The sequence below is a fragment of the Verrucomicrobiales bacterium genome (genome assembly GCA_016793885.1).
Classification (GTDB): domain Bacteria; phylum Verrucomicrobiota; class Verrucomicrobiia; order Limisphaerales; family UBA11320; genus UBA11320.
The window spans coordinates 1-21,401 of sequence record JAEUHE010000123.1; the positions used below are offsets into that span (position 1 = coordinate 1).

The following is a 21,401-nucleotide window of genomic DNA, read 5'->3' on the forward strand; positions in this document are numbered from 1 at the left end:
TTGGTGTTTCGTGGACCAGACCGAGCTTACCCGCGAGGCGCCGGATTGGTTGCACCGGGTAGAACAAAGTCACGAGCCACTCATCCGCAAACTCCGACGTCAGTTCTATTCATTGACCCGTGATTGGCTGCGGCAACGACGCCAAACATCCGGATCGGAATTCGATCTCGACGCGGTGGTCGACTCAGAAACCGAGCGGCGATCGGGCCACACTCCGGTCGAAGCTATCTATCTCAACCGAAAGCGCGACCTGCATGACATTGCGGCGCTGGTCTTGCTGGATGTCAGCTATTCCACCGACGCCTGGATCGACAACCGCCGAGTGTTGGATGTCATTCGAGAAACGGTGTTCTGCGTGGGAGAGGTCTTGGAGGATTATGTCGAGCAGTTTGGAATCGCGACCTTCACTTCGAACACCCGGAGGGCGTGCTCATTCGAATTCATCAAACCCCTCGCTGCGCCGTGGCGACAAACGCGAGGGCGGCTAGGCGCCATCGAACCACGCGGCTACACGCGCATGGGACCGGCGCTTCGTCATGCTCAGGAGCAGCTCTTGAACACGCAGGCTAGTCGCAAGATTGTAATCCTCGTCACGGACGGGCGGCCATGCGATTACGACCGCTACGAGGGCCAATATGGACTCATGGATGTGCGCAAAGCGATCGAGACGGGCCAGGCCCAGGGGATTCGAACTCATGCCTTCGCGGTGGAGAAACGTGCCGCCGAGTGTCTGCCGCAAATGTTCACCCGACATCGCTACGATATCGTCCCGCGTCCGGAGATTCTCGGCAGCGTGATGTGCCGGCTGTTTGCAAGGTTACTGGCGGAGTAGTGGAAACACTCGTAACCGTTATTTGAGTCGGCGAAAATGTCCGCTGATCGCATTTCACCGATCTTGTGGGGGGAATACGGGCACCAAAGGGCTATCCTGAGTTATTGTGATCTGACAATGGGAGATGGGTTTTCCCTTGGGTCCCAACTTCGGGCAGGTGGTACTGCTCGCACTGTTCGTTTCCACACGCCAACCCATGCCCGTCCAAGCTGTTGCACATCTCGACACCGCTCGATTGTCCTGTTTTGGGTTAATGTCAGCGTCCAAAGCCGGTGCCAATCGTCTTCCCTTCCAGCTTGCCTTCAAGCTGATCAGCAATCGATCGGCCACGCGCCTTAATGAAGGACTTCAGCGGTACCACCGGTGTGTCACCCAATCCCGGTCCCATCGCGACGGTCATTTTTTCACCACTGGCTGCTTTTTGAAATTCGGCCAGACGCGCTGGCGATTCCTCCTGAATTGGAGCACGAAGAATGGCGGCCAACATGTCCGTTTGCTGATGAATGCGGTCCGGTTGGAGGATCGTTTTGTTAAACTCTGCCAGTCTTGCAAGATAAAGCTTCTGGAATGACTCGCACTTGTAGAGCCGATCCAGAAATCGGTTCTGGCCCGTCCATGGCTTGTGAATGCTCAGATTTTCGCGCTGCTCCTGAGTTCCGCGTGGGAACTGGCCAAAAGGTTGATCCTGATCCCACGGAACAAAATGGAACTTTTGGGTCTTGGGATGGAGGTAGAGGTAGTAATTCTGACCAGGGCCAAGGATGCCGTCCATGTCCACCAACCAGGTCGTCAGCGCCATGTAGCGGGTGACGTTGTCGAGATCCACGTAGTCAGCGACTTTTGCAGCGAAGTCGCTATCGGATGCGGCCGACACGAACTTGCTGAATTCAATGACCCGCCGTTTTTGATCTTCGGTGAGTTCGCCTTTCGGGTCGTAAGTCTGGTTGTAGCTTTTCCACTCGTCACCGAGATTCGAAAAGAGGTTGGGTGTGACGGGTTTGAAGACAGCTCCCTTTCTGACGCCGAAACGTTCTTCAGCGAACGTGTTGCCGACATCCTCGATTAAATCGTAGAGCCCCAAATAGCGTCGATCGTGCTTGCCCGGGACCGTAACGTAAACCTTCGCGTAGGCTGTCTTGGGCGCGGGAACGCCGCCGTCCTGAAAGAGTCGATAAGCAATCGCTTCGTTCATCCCGCTTGGATCTCGCACGGAATTGTGAAGGTTCAGTTGCGACATGCCGGCGAGCTTTTGTCCCTTAACGAACTGATTTAGATCGAGTTTGAGCGATCTCTTCAAACTTTCACGTGAACTTAGGAATGTGCCGTTGCCTTTGTAGCGCACCCCCACGTCTTTGAACCTGTTCGTGCCAAACTCCAAATCCGCTCGCACGTAGTCGTAAACGTATCCAAACGCGGCGGCGATTCCGTTTCGACCTCCCTCCGGGCCTTGGAGAAAACTGCCTCCACGGCGTCCACCGGCTTGGCGATTCTGTTTAGGCTCCATGGCTTCCCATTGTTCCGGCGTGAGGCTCAGATGAACGGTCCAAACATTCGTGAAACGAAAAATGTCGCTTGGCTGCAAACCATTGGTCCCGCTCCCGGCAGAAGACTGTTGTGCGGCTATCGCATTCGAAAGCAGGGCCAGCAAAACCAAGGCATTTGTTATCAATTTCGTGTTCATACAGCATTATCTCGCCTTCACGTCGTAACAGAACAGCGTGTCCTGATCGCGGATGTAGAGCTTGCCATTTGCGATGACCGGGTGAGCCCACGCGGGAAGGCGGGTACGATCGGGTTGCTCGAAGCGACCTCGTTCCAGATATTCCTTGCGACTAGGCTCAATCAAAACGATTGGGCCCTCTTCAGCGCGATAGTATATCCGCCCGTCAGCCACGGCCAGGGAACCTTTCCTCAATCGCCTCTTGTCAGCATCCTTTTCGTTCCAGAGGACCTGTCCAGTTTCAAAGTCCAGTGCGACAGGATAGCCACCGCCATTCCCGCCATTCGCGCCAAAAAGGGCGCCATCGATCAGCACCACGCCGCCGTGATGATTCTCCATATCTCGTGAGAACCATACTTCCTCGGCCTTGATCCCTCCATTTGCCTCTTTGATCAACTTGACCACGCCACCGCCTGCGCCATACGCGGAGGCGGCGAACACGCGGCCGCCATGGTAGAGCGGCGTGGAAATGTTGATGCCCATGCCGTTGGCCGGACGATCATAGCGCCACAAGAACTTCCCATCAGCTGCCGCGACCCCCACGACTGCTTTGCTGGTAAATTGGACATATTGCCGCTGCCCTTCAAAGTCGATGGCGATAGGCGATGAATAGCCGGCACCCGCGTTGTTCCCTCCTCCGCCTCTACCGCCGAAGCCACGGCCGGCACCGCCAGATTGAGGTGCGGGCAAAGCGGCATTCAAACCAGCACGGAGTTTTTCTTCGGTTAAAGTTCCGGTCTTTTCGGCGTCCCATTGATCATACCATTTGGTGAAAGTGTCTTTCAGCTCAACACGGGTCACGGCACCGTCTTTGTCCGTATCGGTCGTCGTAACGAATGCCGGGGCAGTGCTGCGACTGGGACGCCGTTGCGCTGAAGTGTCCGCCCCGGGAGGGTTCTCGGCCCTCGGGACAGCATCATAAAACCGTTCCGCGAACTGCGCTGCGGTTACTTTGCCAGACTTTTCCGGATCGAGGCGATCAAACCACATATCCGCCAAAGCCGTGAACTCGGCCCGCGATACTTTCTGGTCTTTGTTCGCATCGGCCTGGGAGAACATTTGGGGTCCAACGTTGGATGCGATCGAACTCCCTCCGAAACCACCGCGCCCTCCGCCTCCTCCGCTAGGTGCGGCAGGCACATTCGTTCCGCTGTTCGTGCTGGCTGGCAACGCACTTTTCCAAAGGGTCTTGCCCGTTAGCTTGTCCAGCGCGACCAGCATCGCGTCTTGCCCTCCGGGTGTGCAGATGACTTTGTCGCCGTCAACCAGCGGTGATTCGCGAAAGTTCCACATGGGGTTACCTCCACCGAAATCGGTGACGAGGCTTCGTTGCCAAAGCACCTTGCCGTCGGCCGTCTGGAGGCAAGCCACGTTGCCCGCGAGCCCAACCACATAGAGACGATCCCCATCCACCGTCGGGGTGGCACTGGGGCCTTCTTGTGATTGATGAAAATTTTGGCGTAGGGCGGGTGCGACTTTGGCCGCCCAGACTTCCTTTCCGTCCTTTTCCGAGAGCGCCCAGACCAACTCGTCTTCGCCTCGGGTGCTCATGCCGTAAATGCGCCCGTTCGCAATCGACGGCGTGCTGTCGCCACCACCCAGCCCAGCAATTCTCCAAGCGAGCGGCGGACCTTCTTTGGGCCATTCCTTGAGCAGTCCGGTTTCTTTGGAATGTGCGTTGCGGTCTGGTCCTTGCCACTGTGGCCAGTCGTCGGCCAAAGCATTGTATGCAAAGAGACTTGCGGCTAGGTAAAGGCTGGCTCGTGTATTCATAATTGATCCTTAGTAACAAGCGGCGGATTTAGGCTGAGCCCGCAAACTTTTTTTCGAAAGCCGCTCCGCCACGACCTCGACCTTTTGGAGGCAGCCATACCGCCGCAGGTACCATGCAAGTGCTTCAACCGGAGTTAGTCACGGAATGATGGAACCATCAATCAATTCCAGACCTTTCAGCGTTTTTACCGCCAGCCAGTTTCCGTTTTGCGAAAACCGTATTTCTCGGGCCGGATTGGTCAGGCGTTGGAATGAGATAAGTTCCTGTTGGGTAGGCACGTTCCAAAAGCGCAGGGTGCTATCGTCGCTCACTGAAGCGAGGGTTTCACCCTCCGGTGCAAACGCCAGCCAACGAATTCCTTGCGTGTGTCCCCGGCAAATACCGAGCAGTTTTCCGGTTGTAGTGTCCCAAAGCCGGATTGCATTTTCCGGGTCGTTGACCGCCTCAGAGCCGGCGGCCAAAACGCCACCATCGTGCGAAAGCGCTAGTGCGGCAGTAACACTATAGGCAACCCCCATTGAGAACTCCGCATTTCCTGTGCGTGTTCTCCCGTCCCAGCGTTCGAATGACTTATCAAGCAGTGTGACGACTACTCTGCCGTCCCCAGAAAAGAGCGCCGCTTTTCCAGGAAGGCGCATGGGTGGTTCTGCGCTCTCGCGCAAATTCCACCACAAAAGCGAATCTTTCTTACCGGCGGCAACGAAGCTTGAACCGTCCGGGGAAATGAGAGCCCATGACCTGACAATGTCTGGATTGGCCACGTGAACGGATTGCGTCGTCTGTAAGTCCCAAATACGAAATCCACTCGCGATTGGTTCGACCAGCACACGGAGGTCTCCACTGATTGCCGGAGCCAATTTTCCTGGGGAAACCTTGCCCAATTGCAGCAGCGTCTCGGGCTCCCCGGTTTGGAGATTGAATGCGACAACCTTTGAATCGTCATCAATGGCAACCAGAGTTTCACCGTTGCTGGAGAATCTTAGGGGCATCCAGTCGCCTTCATAGAAGGTCTCCTTCGTGACTGGATTGATTGGCCACCGCCGAACTGTGCCATCTTTACCGCCCGTGATCACGGCCGCACTATCGGGTGCGTAGGCCAAAGTCCAGATCTCGGAAGGGTTCCCGTGGAGCGTCTTCACGCGCTGCCCGGTTTTGAAGGACCAAATGCGCACGGAGTGATCCCAGCTGGTAGACGCCAGCAGTTCTCCGCCCGGAGCAAACGCTAACTCCGCGATGGTACCCGTGTGTTCGATGGTGTTCGACTGGGGTGGGATGCTGGTGGCTTTTTCTCCTGTTTCGGCTGCCCAAACGTCGAGAACGAACACGCTGTCGTTCTTAAGCGTGTTTCGAGCGGCGACGACCGATTGTCCGTCTGGAGAGAAGACTAGAGCAGTCCGGTCGCGCATCCAGTAGCCGGAATGGTTGAAGACGCCCTTAGAATCCTTGAACAAGCGAAGGGTTGTAAGGGTCTCCAAATCCCATAGGAGAATCCCCTCACGGGTATCTACCGCAATGGCATTACCAGTTGGGCTCAATGCAAACGGCGGCATGCTGTTAGGAATCTCGGCAACGAGTTTGCCGGTGGAACTGTCCATAACCCGGATCCCTCCCCGTGAATTTGCCGCGAGCAAACGCCCGTCGCGGGAGAAACCAACCGGCGCCGAGCAGTTTGTTAAGGAAAGTGTCTCAGTCCAATCTGAAGATCGCCACACCCGCACACTGTTCTTTCCTGAGGTTGCAAGCAACCCACTGGAGGATAAGGCGACGGAATTCCCAGGTTTCGCCAAAGCCATTATTCGCTCGCCAGTTCTCGGACTGTAGATGTTCACTACATTTCGCAGACCCACGACGATCAACTCCGGCGAGGCGGCGAGTGAAAGGACGCTCGACGTCTCTCTGGCAATAACTTGGTGGTGATCGTCCTCCGCGGCATTCCAGAGATATCTCCATTCAAAACGCTTTTTCCCTTCGGGTTGGTGCCTGGCGAGGAGCTCTTTTGCCCGAGACAAGTTTCCACCGAGAATTGATTGATGGGCCAGATTGACATCGGCCACATACTCATTCAACTCAGCCCGAGCCTTCAGTTGGATAGCGGATTCGCGCTCCCGCTCGGCATTCATGCGCAGAACTGCTTCACGCTTCCGTCCGTCCTCCGCGCGCCGTTCTGCGTTTGTCGCTCGTAACGCCTGCCATCCGCTGACCAGCGTTCCAGCGACCACCACCAGGAAAACTGCGGCAGCAGTCACAAATGCTGTGCGGTGGCGTCGAAAAGCTTTTTGGAACCGATAGGCAACACTTTGTGGACGTGCGATGACAGGTTCATGAACGAGATACCGCTGGAGATCCTCGGCAAGTTGCTGTGCAGTCGCGTAACGTCGGGTGCGGTCCTTCTCGAGACATTTCATCACGATCGAATCGAGATCGCGTTCCACACGCATCGGAGCCGGTTGTGTTGGGGTTTCAGCGACGATGCGTCGCAACCGAGTCGAAGGGGTGGCAGGCTCGACTTCCTGAATCATGCGTCGCATCCCATCAATGCCGGAGTGAGTCAGTTCCTTTCCGTCCAGCGGCGTCACACCTGTTAACAACTCGTAAAGTAAAACTCCGAGCGAGTAGATGTCGCTGCGCGTATCCACATCCGACCCTGTCATCTGCGCCTGTTCCGGGCTGGTGTAAGCCGGAGTTCCGAGGAACGCATGGAAGTTGGTGAGAACCGTCTTTTCGGTGAGGGGCTCCTCGATCGCCTTCGCAATTCCGAAGTCAATTACCTTGGGAGCGGCTTGGCCATCCTGGATGGTTACGAGGATGTTCGAAGGTTTGAGATCACGATGGATTATCCCCTTCTGGTGCGCATGCTGAATCGCGTGACAGAGTTGGATAAAAAGTTTCAGGCGATCTTCAAGAGGCACCTGATTCACAGCGCAATACTCTGTAATCCGAACGCCACGAACCAACTCCATGACAAAAAAAGGACGACCCATTTTCGTCGCGCCGCCATCCAGCACACGGGCGATACTCGGATGATCCATAAGCGCTAACGCCTGCCGCTCCGCTTCAAATCGAGCCACAACGCTCTTGGTGTCCATTCCTACACGGATCACTTTGAGTGCGACATGGCGGCGAACGGGTTCGGTCTGCTCTGCGCGATAAACGATGCCGAACCCTCCTTCACCGATTTTCTCGACAATTTTGTAGCGTCCGATGCAGTCGCCTATGCGCTCCTCACCCGAGATCAGTGTCCCGTCGGTTTCCATGGAATCCCGCAGAAGCGTAGCTACACCCTGTTCCAGAAATCTGTCCCCCTGGTCGTTGGCCATCAGGGCTTCCACTGATTCTTTGAGCTTCGGGTCGTGAGCAGTCAAGCGAGCCACAAAAGCGGCCCGAGCCTCGACTGGCTGTTCTAAAGCCTGCAGAAAGATTTCGCGTTCCTCAGTCATTTGATGGCTTTCGGTATTAAGCCGGAATAACAGGCGCAAAAGCAAAGCCCGGCCCGCAAACTTTTTAGCGGCGCGCGGGCATGGAAATCTGTCGGCCGATTTGGCGTCTCAACCATGCTCGCGCATACGTCCAGATTGCCTCGGTGCTCCTCAAGGGGATTCCCAAGGTCGAGGCGGCCTCGGTCATGGTCATACCCGCAAAATAGCGCAGTTTAACCAGATTCGCCGCAGTTGGATCCTCTTTTGACAGGGCTTGGAGAGCCTCGTCAACTGCGAGTAGTTCTTCGGAAGGACCCTGATCGACCCAGTGGTCTTCCTTAAGCTGCTCAGCTGAGGCCCCACCGCCACGCTTTGCCGCCTGCTTCCGGCGGGCTGAGTCTACAAGAATTCGGCGCATGGACTCGGCAGCTGCGGAGAAAAAGTGCGCTCTGTTCTCAAAGTTCGGATCGCCGTCACCAACCAGTCGGATCCAAGCTTCGTGCACCAATGCCGTCGGCTGCAGCGTATGCCCCGACGCCTCTCCTGCCATCTTCTGGGCGGCAATCCGCTTCAGCTCCGTGTATACGAGTGAGAGTAATTGCTCCGCGGATTGCTGCTTACCATCCCGGATCTCGCCCAGAATTCGTGTCACTTCGGACATATTTGCTCCTCAGAGGGGCTCTGGTGGAAAGAAAGTGCGCGTGGGGTGCATAGAAGGATCTTTAGAATCTGAACGGGCGAATGCGATCACATTCTCATGATGCCTTTATTCATCTCATGCAAGTTCTCCAAGGACAACTGTGCAAACTCCCTCCCATTAAGCGCCGAAGGATCGTGCGCTCGGCCTACCTCCTACCTGGCAGCGCTCCGAGCTAATTCGTTGTCCAGCGATTGCTAAACACTCATTTTACGGGCACCAAAACGGGCACCAAATGGTTCAGTTGGGTTAGGTTGAGTTCAGATCAGTTAGCTTGATTTCCTTAGTAAAATGAGACATTTTGGCCTCGTTCGAAGGTCGTAGGCGGACGATTCCGACCCTCGCCTCCAAATTTTCGCACAGAGCGAAAATTTGCCACGCCGAAGCTTCAGCGCGAAGGCGGGCTTCCGATCCCCCCTACCTACTCGGAACTGCGGAAATGTCCAGGCGGACTACCTCAGCCCATATCCCCTCCGCAAAAATTCGCCACGCCTTAGCTCTGAGTCTGCCCTGAGCTTGTCGAAGGGAAAGCGGGCTAGCAAGGTCCCTCCCCACCCCCAACATTCCAAGCCACTAAGCTCGCTTCCCTGTCTCCGTCGCTACTGCTAACAGACATCTCCCTGCCCGCCCGGAACGTTCGATTCTCAGAGTAGATCTGAGCCGAGTCAGCACCCTGCTCGCCTCCAACCTTCCCGAAGTTCTCCGCAATCGCATTGTTCATTTACAGGATAATCCGCAGTCAGCCCAGAATGTGTTGCATTCATTTCTTCCTGCAAACGTTTGGATAAACCGCCGATCGCTTCCTGCTCGGCTATCGGTATCTGATTCAGGGCCGGACCACCCCGTTCACAACCCGTTCACAACCCGTTCCGGCAGGCCCTGACATGTGCTGAGGTTGAGTCTCTGAAATTCGTTCCACGGTCGCCCAACTTGAGCGCTTACGCGGAACGCTTTGTTCGTACCATCCAAGAGTCGTGTTTGGATAACCTGATCTTGTTTGGCGAATCGTCCTTGCGAGAAGCTGCTTCTCAGCTCGTTGAACATTATCATCAGGAACGAAACCACCAGGGACTCGAGAATAAAATCATCCGGCCTGAGTTCGAGGAGTTCCCCGCAGAAGGATCGGTGCACGGTCGTAAAAGGCTCGGCGGCCTTTTGAACTACCACTACCGAAAAGCCGCATGAAAATCGCCTCGTTCGAATTTGTGGACACTGGGCTACAGGCTCAGCAAACCGCCAGTCCTCACTCAACACCTCCTTGAGAGTTCTGGAGTCTTCCTAAGTACAGTAGGGCCAACCATCTCCTTGCACCGAGCAATCCGTTGGGTGGTTCGCGACCAGTTCTTAACTCAGGGCGAGCATAGTCCGTTGACCTAGCGGTTTCTATATCCAGAATTCGCGCCACTACTCATAAGTCACAGCCAACGCACGGCCGACTTTCTCGATCAGAGACCTCGGTGCTGCGAGGTAATAGACTGAAACCACATGAACCACGAAATCTATGAGAACCATACTCGCCAGTCTTCGTATCATCTTTATGCTAACACTTTGGGTCGCAGTGCCGTATGGCCATGGCGGGACACTTGTTGGCGGTATAGTAAACGGAGTTTGGAGAACCGGGGGCTCTCCATTCTACGTGACCAACAACATCACCGTGAGCAGCCTCGCTATCGAACCTGGTGTCCACATTGTTTTTCTTGGTCCGTTTACCTTTTCGGTTCCGGGCATCATCAAAGCGATCGGCACTGAGAGCGATCCCATCGTCTTCACCAGGACCAATTCGATTGCGAAATGGGGGGGAATTGTTTTTCAGAACTCAGGACCCGGGAGCGAACTGGAGCATTGCCGGATCGAGGGTTCGGGCAATAGCGGAGTACGAATCAACGATAGTCAGCCCTCGTTCCGCTGGTGCGTGATAGCCAACAACTCCTCAACGGCCGGTGGAGGCGGGTTCTCAATCAACATGGGCTCCGCCAACCTTGAGATCATCGGTTGCACGATTACCAATAATGTTGCCAGCCGAGCTGACGGCGGTGGGATTCGGGCCATCATGGGAACAGGTACCCTCATTCTCTCAGACTGTTTCGTAGGAGGAAACTCGGCCTCTATCACCGACGGAGCGATAGCCGGAGGAGGCATGAATGTGCAAGGGAATGCAGACTTAGTCCGTTGTGTCATCCGTGGGAACCGTGCAGATGCTCACGAGGCGATCCCTGGCGGGGCCTCAGCCGCCCGTGGCGCCGGAATGTTCGCCGCGAAGGGAACAACAAGGCTGCTGAACTCTACCTTGCTTAACAATGTTGCGTATAGCACCGCTGCGGGTGGAATGTCCGGAAACAGAGGCTTTGCGTACGGAGGTGGATTTTATCAGTCCGGCGGCAATGCGACGCTAGCAAATACCATCGTCTGTGCGAACACCGCCTCGTCGACACACGGTTCTGAGGGCGGAGGTGTTTATGCCGACGGGGCAGCTGTCACTGTCCTGAACTCCACGGTGATGGACAATACATTGCTCGGAGTGGCATGTGTCAATGCCGCGACCTGCTCGATTCAGAATTCGATTCTGTACTTCAATAACGGCAGCCGGCAGCAGGTATCCGCGAACTGCATTGTCAGTTTCAGTGACGTTCAAGGAAGTGCCCCTGGGCAAGGAAACATTGACTTGAACCCAATCGTTAACGACCAGTATGAGATTGTGCTGGGTTCTCCTGCTGTCGATGCTGGGAATCCCGACCCTCGGCACAACGACATTTGCTTCCCGCCTTCGATGGGCACAGCTCGAAACGACATGGGAGCGCATGGCGGTCCGGGCGGGTGCAGTTGGAGTGGCGAATGTACCGACCTCTCAATCGGGCGTGAACCGCAAAGCGTCGTGACCTGCAGTGGACAGACGATCGCCCTTGGCGTTGTCGCTGTCGGTTCGTCTCCTTTGCGTTACCAGTGGTATCATAACACGAACTCGCCTATCAGTGGTGCGACCAATTCGACTCTCGCTATATCAAATGCGCAGCCAGCAGATGCAGGAGTCTACCATGTTGTTGTAGCAAGCCCATGCGATTCGATTAAGAGTTCGTTCGCATCAGTTCAGGTCAGCCCTGTATGTACGTCGATTGCACTCTATGCTGGGCTGAGTTTCAGCATGCTGACTCCAGGGCGCTTCTATAGCGTCGAATACTCCACGAATCTGTTGGATGCAACCGGGTGGATCTCATTGGACAATTTCACCCCTACGGGTGCGACGCACTTTTACCTCGATCCTCAACCAGTGAGTAAGCCGAGACGGTTTTATCGTGTCCTCGAGTGCATGCCATGACAGTTTCGCGCGCCCCACTCACTTTAGTAGAGATCCACTCGTGGTCTCAAAGTGCTCGTGCCCAAGAGGTACCAATGATCGTGTGGGAAAGTTCTCTGTGAAGAAGCCAGGATCCATTAGCGGGTTATCCGCCGCGCGCTGTGCTCGGGCACACTGAATCTCTCCGGCTGACTTCGGAACGCCTTGGCGAATCTGAAGTGCGAGCCTTATCCGCGACACTACTTAGTCTTTAGATGCGGGGCAGTTGGCCTGCTCTCCGGGCCAGTTCCGCTATATCCCAAAATGGCCTAACCTCGTTGATACCCTCCATCTCATTTATGAAACGTCTATTCCTTCTTATTTCGTTCGGTGGGCTACTTCCTTGGTCCAAAGCAATCGCGGCAGAAAATCCGTGGTGGGGACATTTCGGTTATCGATATGTTTCCGGCATCGACTACACGCATTCGCATGATACTCATCCCGATGATCGTTGGCTACAAAACGGGAACTTGCCGGGGTCGGCTGGCACGACCCATGTGTCTGAGGCTCATGTCGTCCAGTTCGGGCTGGGCCGTGACTTCAGTCTCCCGCAGAACTTCGTGGCCTGGTCATCGCTCGACCTTGGGGTCGGTGTGAATATGGATAAGCGCCAGAATGCGAATGATCCCAGGCCGCCTGCAACTGGGGCGTTCGTCTTTTCATGGCCATTGTGGCTCGCTGATGTTGGCCTGGGCGTGGGCTACAATCTGGGCCGGGTTCGTGTCGGTGCTGAAGCTCGCGGTGGCGGCTTGCTCATCCTTTCGGGCTATGATCGCTACTCCAGCTTGGATGTCCAGGCGGCGAAATGGCAGTGGACATATGGTCTCGGCCCCACAGTGTCTGTGAGAGTGTCGGACAGAATTGACCTAGAAGGCCGCGCTCTCTTCGGGAATGTTAGTTCGGTGACATTCTCCCTGGCCATCCACTTTTGACCTGCTGCTGTGAACGAGATAGGCGGCGTCATGGAAATGGTTGTGTGCTATCATCCTCCGATACCCGATCCCGAGGATGTACTGGTCGTCAAATGAGTGGATCCTTTTGACCACCAACTCCCGCTTCTTAGGCAGTCAAGTCGATGGAACGATTCTACCGCTACTCGCAGTTATGTGGACGTGTAGAGCTCCTTGAAGCCGATGGATTCCAATGCCGCCAAAGGACCTGGGATCGGATTGAGCTGGGTAGGCCACAGATCGACTGGTGCAGAGTGGCGGGGGGGCTGCGCCGCTGAGGATCCTGGCGAGTGAAGGGGAACTGGCAGATCCATGCGTCCGTGTCGCTGCGGTTTTAGTAAAACCGACCGCACGGATGTGTCCTTGAGTCGTCAGGTTTCGTTGCTTCACTGCTACGCCTGGGCCGAAAGCGCGGACAGGCACTTGATGGGTCAGTCCCGAGGCGCTGCACGCAACGAGCTAGTGCTCTCCCCTTCAGCCTCGTGCAGCTTCCGTCTCTGCACCTATCGTGCTCGAGCCGCCGATTGAGATCCAACAGCCTCGCGAGGAGTCCGACTCATGATGTCTAAACTCGAGAGACCGGGGCTATCTCCCCGGTCTCTCGTTGGATCAGTTCCTACTCATCATGGCATTGGCAAAACTCTATAGAATCGCTGAGGTGCGTTGGTTGCGGTGTGGTCAACCACATCTGTGGAAGTAGATGTCGTCGTAATATCGGTCAGGAATTGCCAGGTATTCGGCTCAGCCACATGCTCTTTAAACTCCACTCTAAACTTTCCTCCGACTGGCCCGACGAGAGTTACCACCGGGGCAACAGAGAACTGGAGCAGGGACAATGAAGCCTCGGTGCTGATCGCGGCTCCCCCGGATGTGATGACCCGTACCGAATAAAGGCCCGCGTCTTGAGCTTCCACCGAAGCAATCGAGAACAATCGTTCGGTCGCCCCAGGGATATCCGTTCCATTCTTTCGCCATTGGTAGCTGGTTCCCGCATCTTCCTTTACGGTAACCGAGAAGAGAGCCGGAGTTCCGAGGGCTACAATCTGGCTGCGCGGTTGGTCACCAAGAACTGGCAAGCCCGGTCGGATCATACTCAGGCCTCGGTACCAGCCATTACCCTGGGAAATCTTCCGACTAGTAAGGTCGGGATTCAGTGCATACAAGCCGCTGGTGCTGGTTGTGTAAATCACCCCCGACCCATCATCATACACGAGATCGTCGAAACTCGTGAAGTTCATCCAGCTCTGGGAGGCGTAAGTAGTTCGCGCGCCGTCCGGAGTGATCCTGGTGACCTTAGCGGATGAGAAATCTTCTAGCACGAATAGGTCACCTCCGCCGGAGACATCCCCACCCGGTGGAAAATCGAGGCCACCAGCCAGAGATGAGATCTTCCCGGAGCTCGAATCGACGATAGAGACACGGTTCGCAGGCGTTTCAAAAACGTAGAGTTTGGAATAGTCCCTCCCATAAGTCATATGCCTGGGTACAAAAAAATCAGAGGTAGTAAGCGCTGTGACCTGCCCGTCAAGGTTGGCTCGCCAAAGCTGGTGACGAACAAAATCTTCTTCATTGAAGATGACCCGACCAAACCCATCGACTGCCAAGCATTGGAGGTCTGCGACGTCATGAACAAATATCGAGCTCACATACCCTGCTGAAGTCGAAGTCACCTGGACGATATCATTGCCAGCTACAACGAATGCGCTTTCAGAGACGGGGTTGTACACCACATCTCCCGCGTCTGTGAAGCTGGCGATTGGAGTTTGATTGCCTGTGGCAGGGTCAATGAGATACAGCGCTGAGGAGTCGGTTGCCAAGAGATGATTCGGTGGGAAGCCACCGGCGAGCCCACAGATGGGCTGGACAGTAAGCCATCCCAGCAGGAGAAGGACACCATTTTGAAGGAAACGATTCATAGTCGATGTGGTTGTTGTTGGTTTTCGTTTTGATGCGACAACCAGAATGCCGCTCGCTCTAGATGTAGTGCCGCGAGTTCTGCCTCGTAGCCCCTTACAGCTTTCTATGATTCGACAGAGTCGTGGGAGTTCGATAAGTCCTATCTCTCCAGAGTCGAGCTGGATGGCCGAGCGGAGGCGGAGGCGAAGCTTCAGTGCCTAAATCTTTTGGCGACTAAATCGCGGTGATCCTTACCAGGAGTTTCGCCTGGTTTAATCGAGACGGTTTTCGGGCCTCATTAGGGTATGTATACTACCCGATAGAACCGACTATCGGTTGGCGAAGGTGCGATATCGTCATACGAATACGAGGTCACATATAATTTGGTGCTTTCGGTAAGTGTGATCCAATTCGGATTTGTAAGACTATCCGTCGCCTCGACAGCGTAATACATCCAGATCTGTCCGCTGCTGATTTCAATTCTCCTTGTGCTCGGGTTTGGCTGACTGACCGTGATCGTGGGTTGTGTCGTGGTGTCCCGCGTGACGATGCTGTAAGACTCTGCGTGAGTAAAAAGTGAGTCTGGCAGCACTTGAGATCCGGACAAGGCGGGGGGAGACCATCCAAGAGGGATAAGAAATACCGCATACTGGCTGGCCAAAGCATCAATACCTCCGGTGACGGCTGAGAAGGAAAAGGTGCCAGAGGCTGGATTCAATTGCGTTAACGGAGCGGCAAACGAAGGCTTAGTCCACCATCCATTAAATCCCACCTTGAGGTAGGCGGCGATCGCGTAGTTGGTGAAAGTGACGTTCGATACCACTCCCGAGACAACGCCGCCCTGGCCGAATGGAGGCATCTCGATGACACGGACCTGCGGATTGGTTGGCCTAGGCAAAACTCCCAGATGAATCGGGGCGCTGGTGACGGAGCCAAAGGCATTCCAGACGATGACATCCAAGATGCCTTGTTGATGTGGCTGAACGGCATTGATCGCGAAGGAGGTACCGATTGCGTCGGTGATATTAGTGCCGTTGCTGCGCCACTGGTAGGACAGCGGAGGAGTTCCGTCTGCTGTCACTGCCCAGCTCACATCAACGTTAGGCAAGACCGTGAGATCTGATGGTGAGGGCTGCTGACTGATGAACGGAAGAGTTGCCCCGGGGCTGAACTTCACACCATCCAACCAGGCCTTCGGGCCGAAATTCTCAAAAAAGCCTGGACCATCTCGCTCGCTCGGATTGTAGTCCCAACTTAGTGCATAGGTACCAGCAGGCACAAAGGCCGATTCGTGAATCCAGGCACCGCCTGGATGCGGGACCTTGTTGCTGAGAGATCGCCTCGCCACCTCGTTTCCATCGCTATCAACGAGTGTCATGTTCATCGAAGGCAGGTACGAGATCAGCGAATTGACTGGCATTTCCATCCGCCACCAGAACTGCAGAGTACCTGGCCCCGTAAGGACGGTGCTTAACCGTAAAGGGTCTGACCATCTTCCTGCGCTAACCGGAAACTCGCCACTCCAGCCGATTGCTAGAGAGTTGGAACCGATAACTACCGGCTCACCAACAACAGTCCAAGGTATCCATCCAGAGGTTGTCCAGGTGATGTTATCACTGTCGAGAACAGCACCTAAAGTGTTGTCGTGGCCCTCGACAGACGAGACGAAGGCGCTTGTGGTGCCAAATGAGTTGGAAATCACTACGCTGTATGCACCCAGGTCTGAAGTATGGAGGTTGTTGATCGTCAGTGCTGAATTCTCTGCTCCCGTTATGGGTAAACCATTTCGCAACCATAGATAGCTGAGCGGAGGTGTGCCTTTTGCGAAGGCACGGAGGGTGAGCGAGGATCCGAGAATGATCTTGTTGGTATTCGCGTGGCCTGTGAACGACGGGGCAGAACCAGCCGGTGAGAAGCGGACTTGATCCACCCAGGCGTTGGAACGGGTCTGCCAGGGCCCTAGCCTCCAGAGTGCGGTGTGGACACCGGGGGGAATGGTGATGACCATCTCGTCCCATTGCGGAGAAGCCCCGAGTCCGATTATCTGACTATCGAGGAGGAAGAACAGGCCTTGTGAGGAGGTTGTTGCGTAGTAAAAGGACAGTGAACCGGGGCCGCTCACTGTGGTCTGCAGCCATGAGAATGATCCCTGGTTTGCCCAGGCTCCGGCGCTGAAGCCTGCGGAGGCTCCGTCCAAGGACACGCCCCCATGGCCGCTCCAAACGGGCGTGCCTCCGCTAGTCCAAGTCAATTCCGGCGCGTCCAACGCCAGACCGAGGTCGATGGCCTTAGCATGAAGGCAGTGCCAGATAAGAGCTACAGGACAGAACAATGCAAGTAAGCGGTTGATGAATGGGTGGAACCAGGAGAGTATTCCCTGCCCACTGCTGGGAAAGGGACGGGTGCCACCGCCGGGAACGGAATGACTCAATTCCGAGGGTACGCGAGCAATTGAAGGTGCAAATTGGTGTTTCATAGTCTCTTGGATAAATGGCTGCTACCTGCCGATTGGCCATCGAGGTAGCGTTGTTTCAATAATTGTAGTGGCTCGAACCCTGACTGAGATGCATCAGGATTTCGGTTCCGATCCACACACATGGGATTGGGTAATATGTCTCTGAGCGGCACAGAACCTCCGTGACCGTCTAGGAGATGTGGAGATCAGACCATTCCCGGCAGAAAATCCCGAGCATTAGCAGCCCCGGCAGGTCCCGCGATCCATAGCAGTGCGGGATTGTCCAGAGCCTTCCCCTTGGGGTGGTCTTTATGCAGAGACCAGGTTCCCCGAGCGTCAAGCAATGGGGAGTTCTGTTAACGGAGTGGCCGACTGCTCAGACGATAAAACCGATGTGGCTGAAGTGGCGCGCTCAGATCAAGCGCCTCAAGGTAGTCCTCTCCACCTTGTTGGCGGCGAGTAATCGATACGCTTGACAACAAACGCGGCGATGAGAACAAAACATCGTCGCTGACGTAAATCCCATAATTGCGACTTGTCGGAGCCCGCCAGAATAGTTCAATGCGGTTCTCCAAGTTTTTTTGGATCGAGGCTATTTCGAGAACGAAATTGTCGTCGACAGTTTCGCGGTCGTCGCGGGATGAAAAATAGCCCGCCTGAGAACCCAGCACGAGTGCATCTGTCGGGCCAACGAAGCTGATGTTGTCAAAGAACGCGACGTACTGTGCGGTCTGTTCAAACATTTGGACGTTGACCACCAGCGAACTAACCGCAGTTGGGTCGAATGGAGCTGAGTAGCTGGGTGTGGCGAATCGGTCGAGAGTTACACTCAGATGACACCAGCCGTCTGGCCCTGGTTGATAGGGCTGAATGACATGCACCATGCGAAGTGTGGTGCCTTTGTTCTTTAGCTGTAATTCTACCAGCGCCGCTCGCCTATTTTGCTCGTAAAAGTCGACTGAGAAAACATAGTTGCTCCAGGCGCGACGGTCCGCTGGCAAAACCCACGTGGTTGAGTAGTCGTATTGTAGTCCGAATCCTGCAAATGTTTTTGGGCGGTTGTTGGTGACGACTAGAAAAGCGGCTTGCCCTCCGCCCCGACCTTCTAAATTAACGCCTTCATTTTGCCATTTCGATTGGTCCGAGGGGTTCGCGTAGACATAGCTGAACCAAGGTGAGAAGAGCGGCGGGAGATTGGTGCGCGGCGGGGCATTGGACGACCATTGCGCACCGCGCATCATACCTTCGAAGCCTTGCACAACCGTGGTTGACCGCACCACTGGTGCCTGTCGAACCGAGGCATCCCATTGGATCGGTCCCGCGCCGGTCGGAACCCGAATCTTGATGGGCATGCTTCCTGAGCCGGTCGAGACCACATAGGCATTAGTCGCGACGGGTCGGCCGCCGGAATAAAAGTTGATGGCCAAAACGTAGTGCTCGGCATTCACATTCCTGTTATCCCACGCAGACCACCGATCTAGCGGTGTGCCTTGACTTACGGCCAGATAGGACGGGAGTTCCTGCCATTCCAACGTTGCTTGATAGGTTTGCCCGGAGACGGGGGATTGGGGAACGCCTCGCAAGACCACCGGCCAAAGGAGGCGGAGCGGCAACGAAGCCTCGTTGACGATCACCCCTGCTTTCTCGAGCGAGATTACCCATCGATACAATCCACCGTCGTGCGATGACACGAAGCTGGTGTCGGCGAGGTCCGCATCCGGGACCACCAACTCGACCTGCTGAATGCCATCCCCAACGACTGGGATCGGACCGGACTGCGTGCGAACCTGGAGAATCGGGTGAACCTGCTCGAGGCGCAAACGCAAATCTCCGGGCTCCTTCGCATGGTGTTCAATCTGCACCTGCGCGGGAGATCCATTCGGCCAGACGGCGGTAGGAACAGATTTGAATAAGATCTGCGATCGGTCCGAAACCAAGGAAGCTGTCCCGGCACTAGTTGCGTGGAGCAAGGCAAATCCATCCCCGCTGAGGTTTCGCTGGATGCGACCGCTGGCGTCAGGTTTTAGCATCGTCGCGCCTGCAGTGAGGTCACTCACCGTTCGGCCGTGTAAGAGCGAAGGCGCCGACACAACGACAGCCGCCTGCGCCGTGTGCTCATTCATCAGGGAGATCAACACCGATCCGTCCCGGCAAACTCGATAGTCGGGCATAACATAACCTTCTCCCGCCCCACTCAATCGAATCGGCGGTTCGATCCGAAAGTAGTCCTGATAGATGGCACGAAGAACGCTGGCCCGATAGTCCCAAAGTTTGATGGCGTTCGCGCCGTACGTGTCGCCCAAGGCAAACGTATTCACCGCTGCCCTGGCGATTCCATGGTCCTTAAATTGCAGGGCGGGCATGGGACCTTGACTTCCGTTGACGCCGGTGTGAGTGACTATCGTTTTGCCGGAAGAGGCGGTGATGCCGTGCCAAATCTTCCAAGTGACGAATTCGGCGAAGTAGGCTGGAGTGATATCCCCAATTCCACTAGCTCCGCGGAGGAAGACGGCCCGAGTCGACGCCGGGCTGTCGGTCGAACCTCCGTCCCAGCCAGGAGCCGCGGATGCGACTTCGAGGCCGAAGATTCCCCTCATCAATCCGGGCCAATTCCGATTGGGTTGATGGTAAGCATCGAACTGCCCCGGCAGATCCGCGTTAGCGTGCAGGTGAATCCCCCTGGGAAACAGTCGGTTGGTTATAGTCTCAAGAGTGGAGGGCGAAAGCTGATAAGCGCGTGAGAGCAGCAGCGCTGAAGCGTTGGTATAGTCACCGCGGTTGAATTGTTCGTCGTCGATGATGCCTGGCTGATATCCCAAGCGCCTGAGCGCTCCCCATATCATCGCATTCTCCTGATTGGCTCGAGGCCAGCCCATGTCGCTATCCTGGCTCCAGTAGAAAAGGACATCGCGAGGCGGTGAAATAGAGCCACCCAGGAGGTCTTCGATTTTCAGTTCCTCCATTCTGCGCAGGATGGCCACAACATTTGAGTAGACCGGCTGCTTAGGAATGCGGTGTTCGTCGACGATACCGAAGCCCTTTTCTCGCAGAAAATAGTTGGTGGTAAACATGTTTCTGTCGTTCCAGTGGAAGAAATGAACCCCGATTGCTCCGGACATCAATGCCTCCCATAGCTGGCTAGGTAATGCGTTGGGCTGACGTTCTGCTGCACCGGGCCCCAGGATGTTCTCGGTGCTGCTGTGGCCGGTTTCAGAGATCAACACCGGAAGCCCTACGAGCTCCTGATACTTCGCAATCCCGAAGTCCGCCGAGCGCATCTCGCTTCCGTATGATGCCCACGCGTAATTGTTCACCGCCCAAAAGTCGAGTGGGGCTCCTTGGCTACGGCACGCGTCGACGATTGCTTTGGCGTCTTCCGCAGAATTATTCGCGTCGGTGCCGTTAAAAATTCCCCCAACCATGGAGTATGTTATAAGGTGGTTTGTATCCGCCGCTCTTGCAGCTCTTGCTGCCCCAGCTACGAAATTACCGATACTCGTTTTACGCCATTGTATCAGATCGTGATAGCCAGGGAGGTGCCGATCCGTGGGATAGCGAATCGGCATCTTCACGGCGTCGAAGCTGGAGAAGTTGGTCTTCCAATTTGTGTTAAGGCGCTGGATGTCGTTGTTATACTGTTTAGCAAGAACCCGCCGGAAACTGCTTTGCGACACTGCATCGTAACCTAAGAAGCGATGAACTGGATATTTGGCGGGGTCCTCCCACAGGTCGAAATAGGCGAATTCGTTGCCGAGAATCCAGGCTGCAATAGCTGGACTGTTTTTATAGCGCTCTACGACAGCGGCAATGTGGCCTTGATACACTTTCTGAGCGTCCGGATGCTCATAGTTGAGCACATCGGAAACCTCCCCTCGATCGTTGAGACCTCTCCACTCCTTGGGGAACCACTCTGGTGGATACTGGAAGCCAATCAGGACGAACAACCGCAGTCCAAGCCGCTCTGCCTCCCCTACTAGGAAGTCTGATTTGGACCAGTCATAATGGTCTGGCTGAATCTGCAATTGGCTCCAAACCAATTCACATCGAACGGAATTCGCGTAAATCTTTCGGAACTCAGTAAGGTCGTAAGTCACCTGTGCAAAGGTCTGATTAGCTCCCACCGGGGGGTTCCAGATCTGATAGGCGACGCCTCGCGGAACGAAGTACTCCGCACGGGTGGAGTCCCAAAAGTATCCATCCTTGATTCGGAGGATACCGCTGGCACCAGGTGCGGATCCCGGCAGGAGAATAAGGCTATTAAACGTTAGCATTAGAAGCATCAGCGTAAAGCTCCGATCACTCGATGGCGTCCGTTTCATACATTTTGTCC

11 protein-coding genes are annotated in these 21,401 nt (G+C 55.4%); 4 read left to right on the plus strand and 7 right to left on the minus strand.

What is annotated here, in order from left to right; translation table 11 throughout:
* Window positions 1-832: VWA domain-containing protein (locus tag JNN07_13720; protein ID MBL9168791.1), on the plus strand; the 832-nt coding region annotated here is incomplete at its 5' end.
* A 256-nt stretch (window positions 833-1,088) separates the two neighbouring features.
* Here the strand turns inward: JNN07_13720 and JNN07_13725 are convergent.
* The 4 genes from JNN07_13725 to JNN07_13740 form a co-directional block, all read right to left on the minus strand.
* Window positions 1,089-2,513 (minus strand): CotH kinase family protein, encoded by a 1,425-nt coding sequence (locus JNN07_13725; protein ID MBL9168792.1) that lies wholly within the window; start codon window positions 2,511-2,513, stop codon window positions 1,089-1,091.
* A gap of 6 nt (window positions 2,514-2,519) precedes the next feature.
* Window positions 2,520-4,325: a PQQ-binding-like beta-propeller repeat protein gene (locus JNN07_13730; protein ID MBL9168793.1), complete on the minus strand. Its 1,806-nt coding sequence runs from the start codon at window positions 4,323-4,325 to the stop codon at window positions 2,520-2,522.
* Between the two features lie 138 nt (window positions 4,326-4,463).
* Window positions 4,464-7,763 (minus strand): protein kinase, encoded by a 3,300-nt coding sequence (locus JNN07_13735; GenBank protein MBL9168794.1) that lies wholly within the window; start codon window positions 7,761-7,763, stop codon window positions 4,464-4,466.
* Window positions 7,764-7,827: 64 nt separating this feature from the next.
* Window positions 7,828-8,403 (minus strand): sigma-70 family RNA polymerase sigma factor, encoded by a 576-nt coding sequence (locus JNN07_13740; protein MBL9168795.1) that lies wholly within the window; start codon window positions 8,401-8,403, stop codon window positions 7,828-7,830.
* Window positions 8,404-9,369: 966 nt separating this feature from the next.
* Here JNN07_13740 and JNN07_13745 point away from each other — a divergent pair.
* From JNN07_13745 to JNN07_13755, 3 genes are all read left to right on the plus strand, one after another.
* A complete protein-coding gene (locus JNN07_13745) occupies window positions 9,370-9,624 on the plus strand; it encodes a transposase (GenBank protein MBL9168796.1) in 255 nt (84 codons plus the stop codon).
* A 316-nt stretch (window positions 9,625-9,940) separates the two neighbouring features.
* A complete protein-coding gene (locus JNN07_13750; GenBank protein MBL9168797.1) occupies window positions 9,941-11,752 on the plus strand; it encodes a right-handed parallel beta-helix repeat-containing protein in 1,812 nt (603 codons plus the stop codon).
* 317 nt (window positions 11,753-12,069) lie between these two features.
* Complete coding sequence (locus JNN07_13755) at window positions 12,070-12,702, plus strand: hypothetical protein (protein MBL9168798.1); 633 nt, start codon at window positions 12,070-12,072, stop codon at window positions 12,700-12,702.
* 641 nt (window positions 12,703-13,343) lie between these two features.
* Here the strand turns inward: JNN07_13755 and JNN07_13760 are convergent.
* The 3 genes from JNN07_13760 to JNN07_13770 form a co-directional block, all read right to left on the minus strand.
* The gene (locus JNN07_13760) at window positions 13,344-14,636 is read right to left on the minus strand and encodes a hypothetical protein (protein MBL9168799.1); all 1,293 of its coding nucleotides are present in this window, start codon (window positions 14,634-14,636) and stop codon (window positions 13,344-13,346) included.
* A gap of 278 nt (window positions 14,637-14,914) precedes the next feature.
* Window positions 14,915-16,738 (minus strand): immunoglobulin domain-containing protein, encoded by a 1,824-nt coding sequence (locus tag JNN07_13765; protein ID MBL9168800.1) that lies wholly within the window; start codon window positions 16,736-16,738, stop codon window positions 14,915-14,917.
* A 689-nt stretch (window positions 16,739-17,427) separates the two neighbouring features.
* A complete protein-coding gene (locus tag JNN07_13770; GenBank protein ID MBL9168801.1) occupies window positions 17,428-21,390 on the minus strand; it encodes a beta-galactosidase in 3,963 nt (1,320 codons plus the stop codon).
* Window positions 21,391-21,401: the final 11 nt, after the last annotated feature.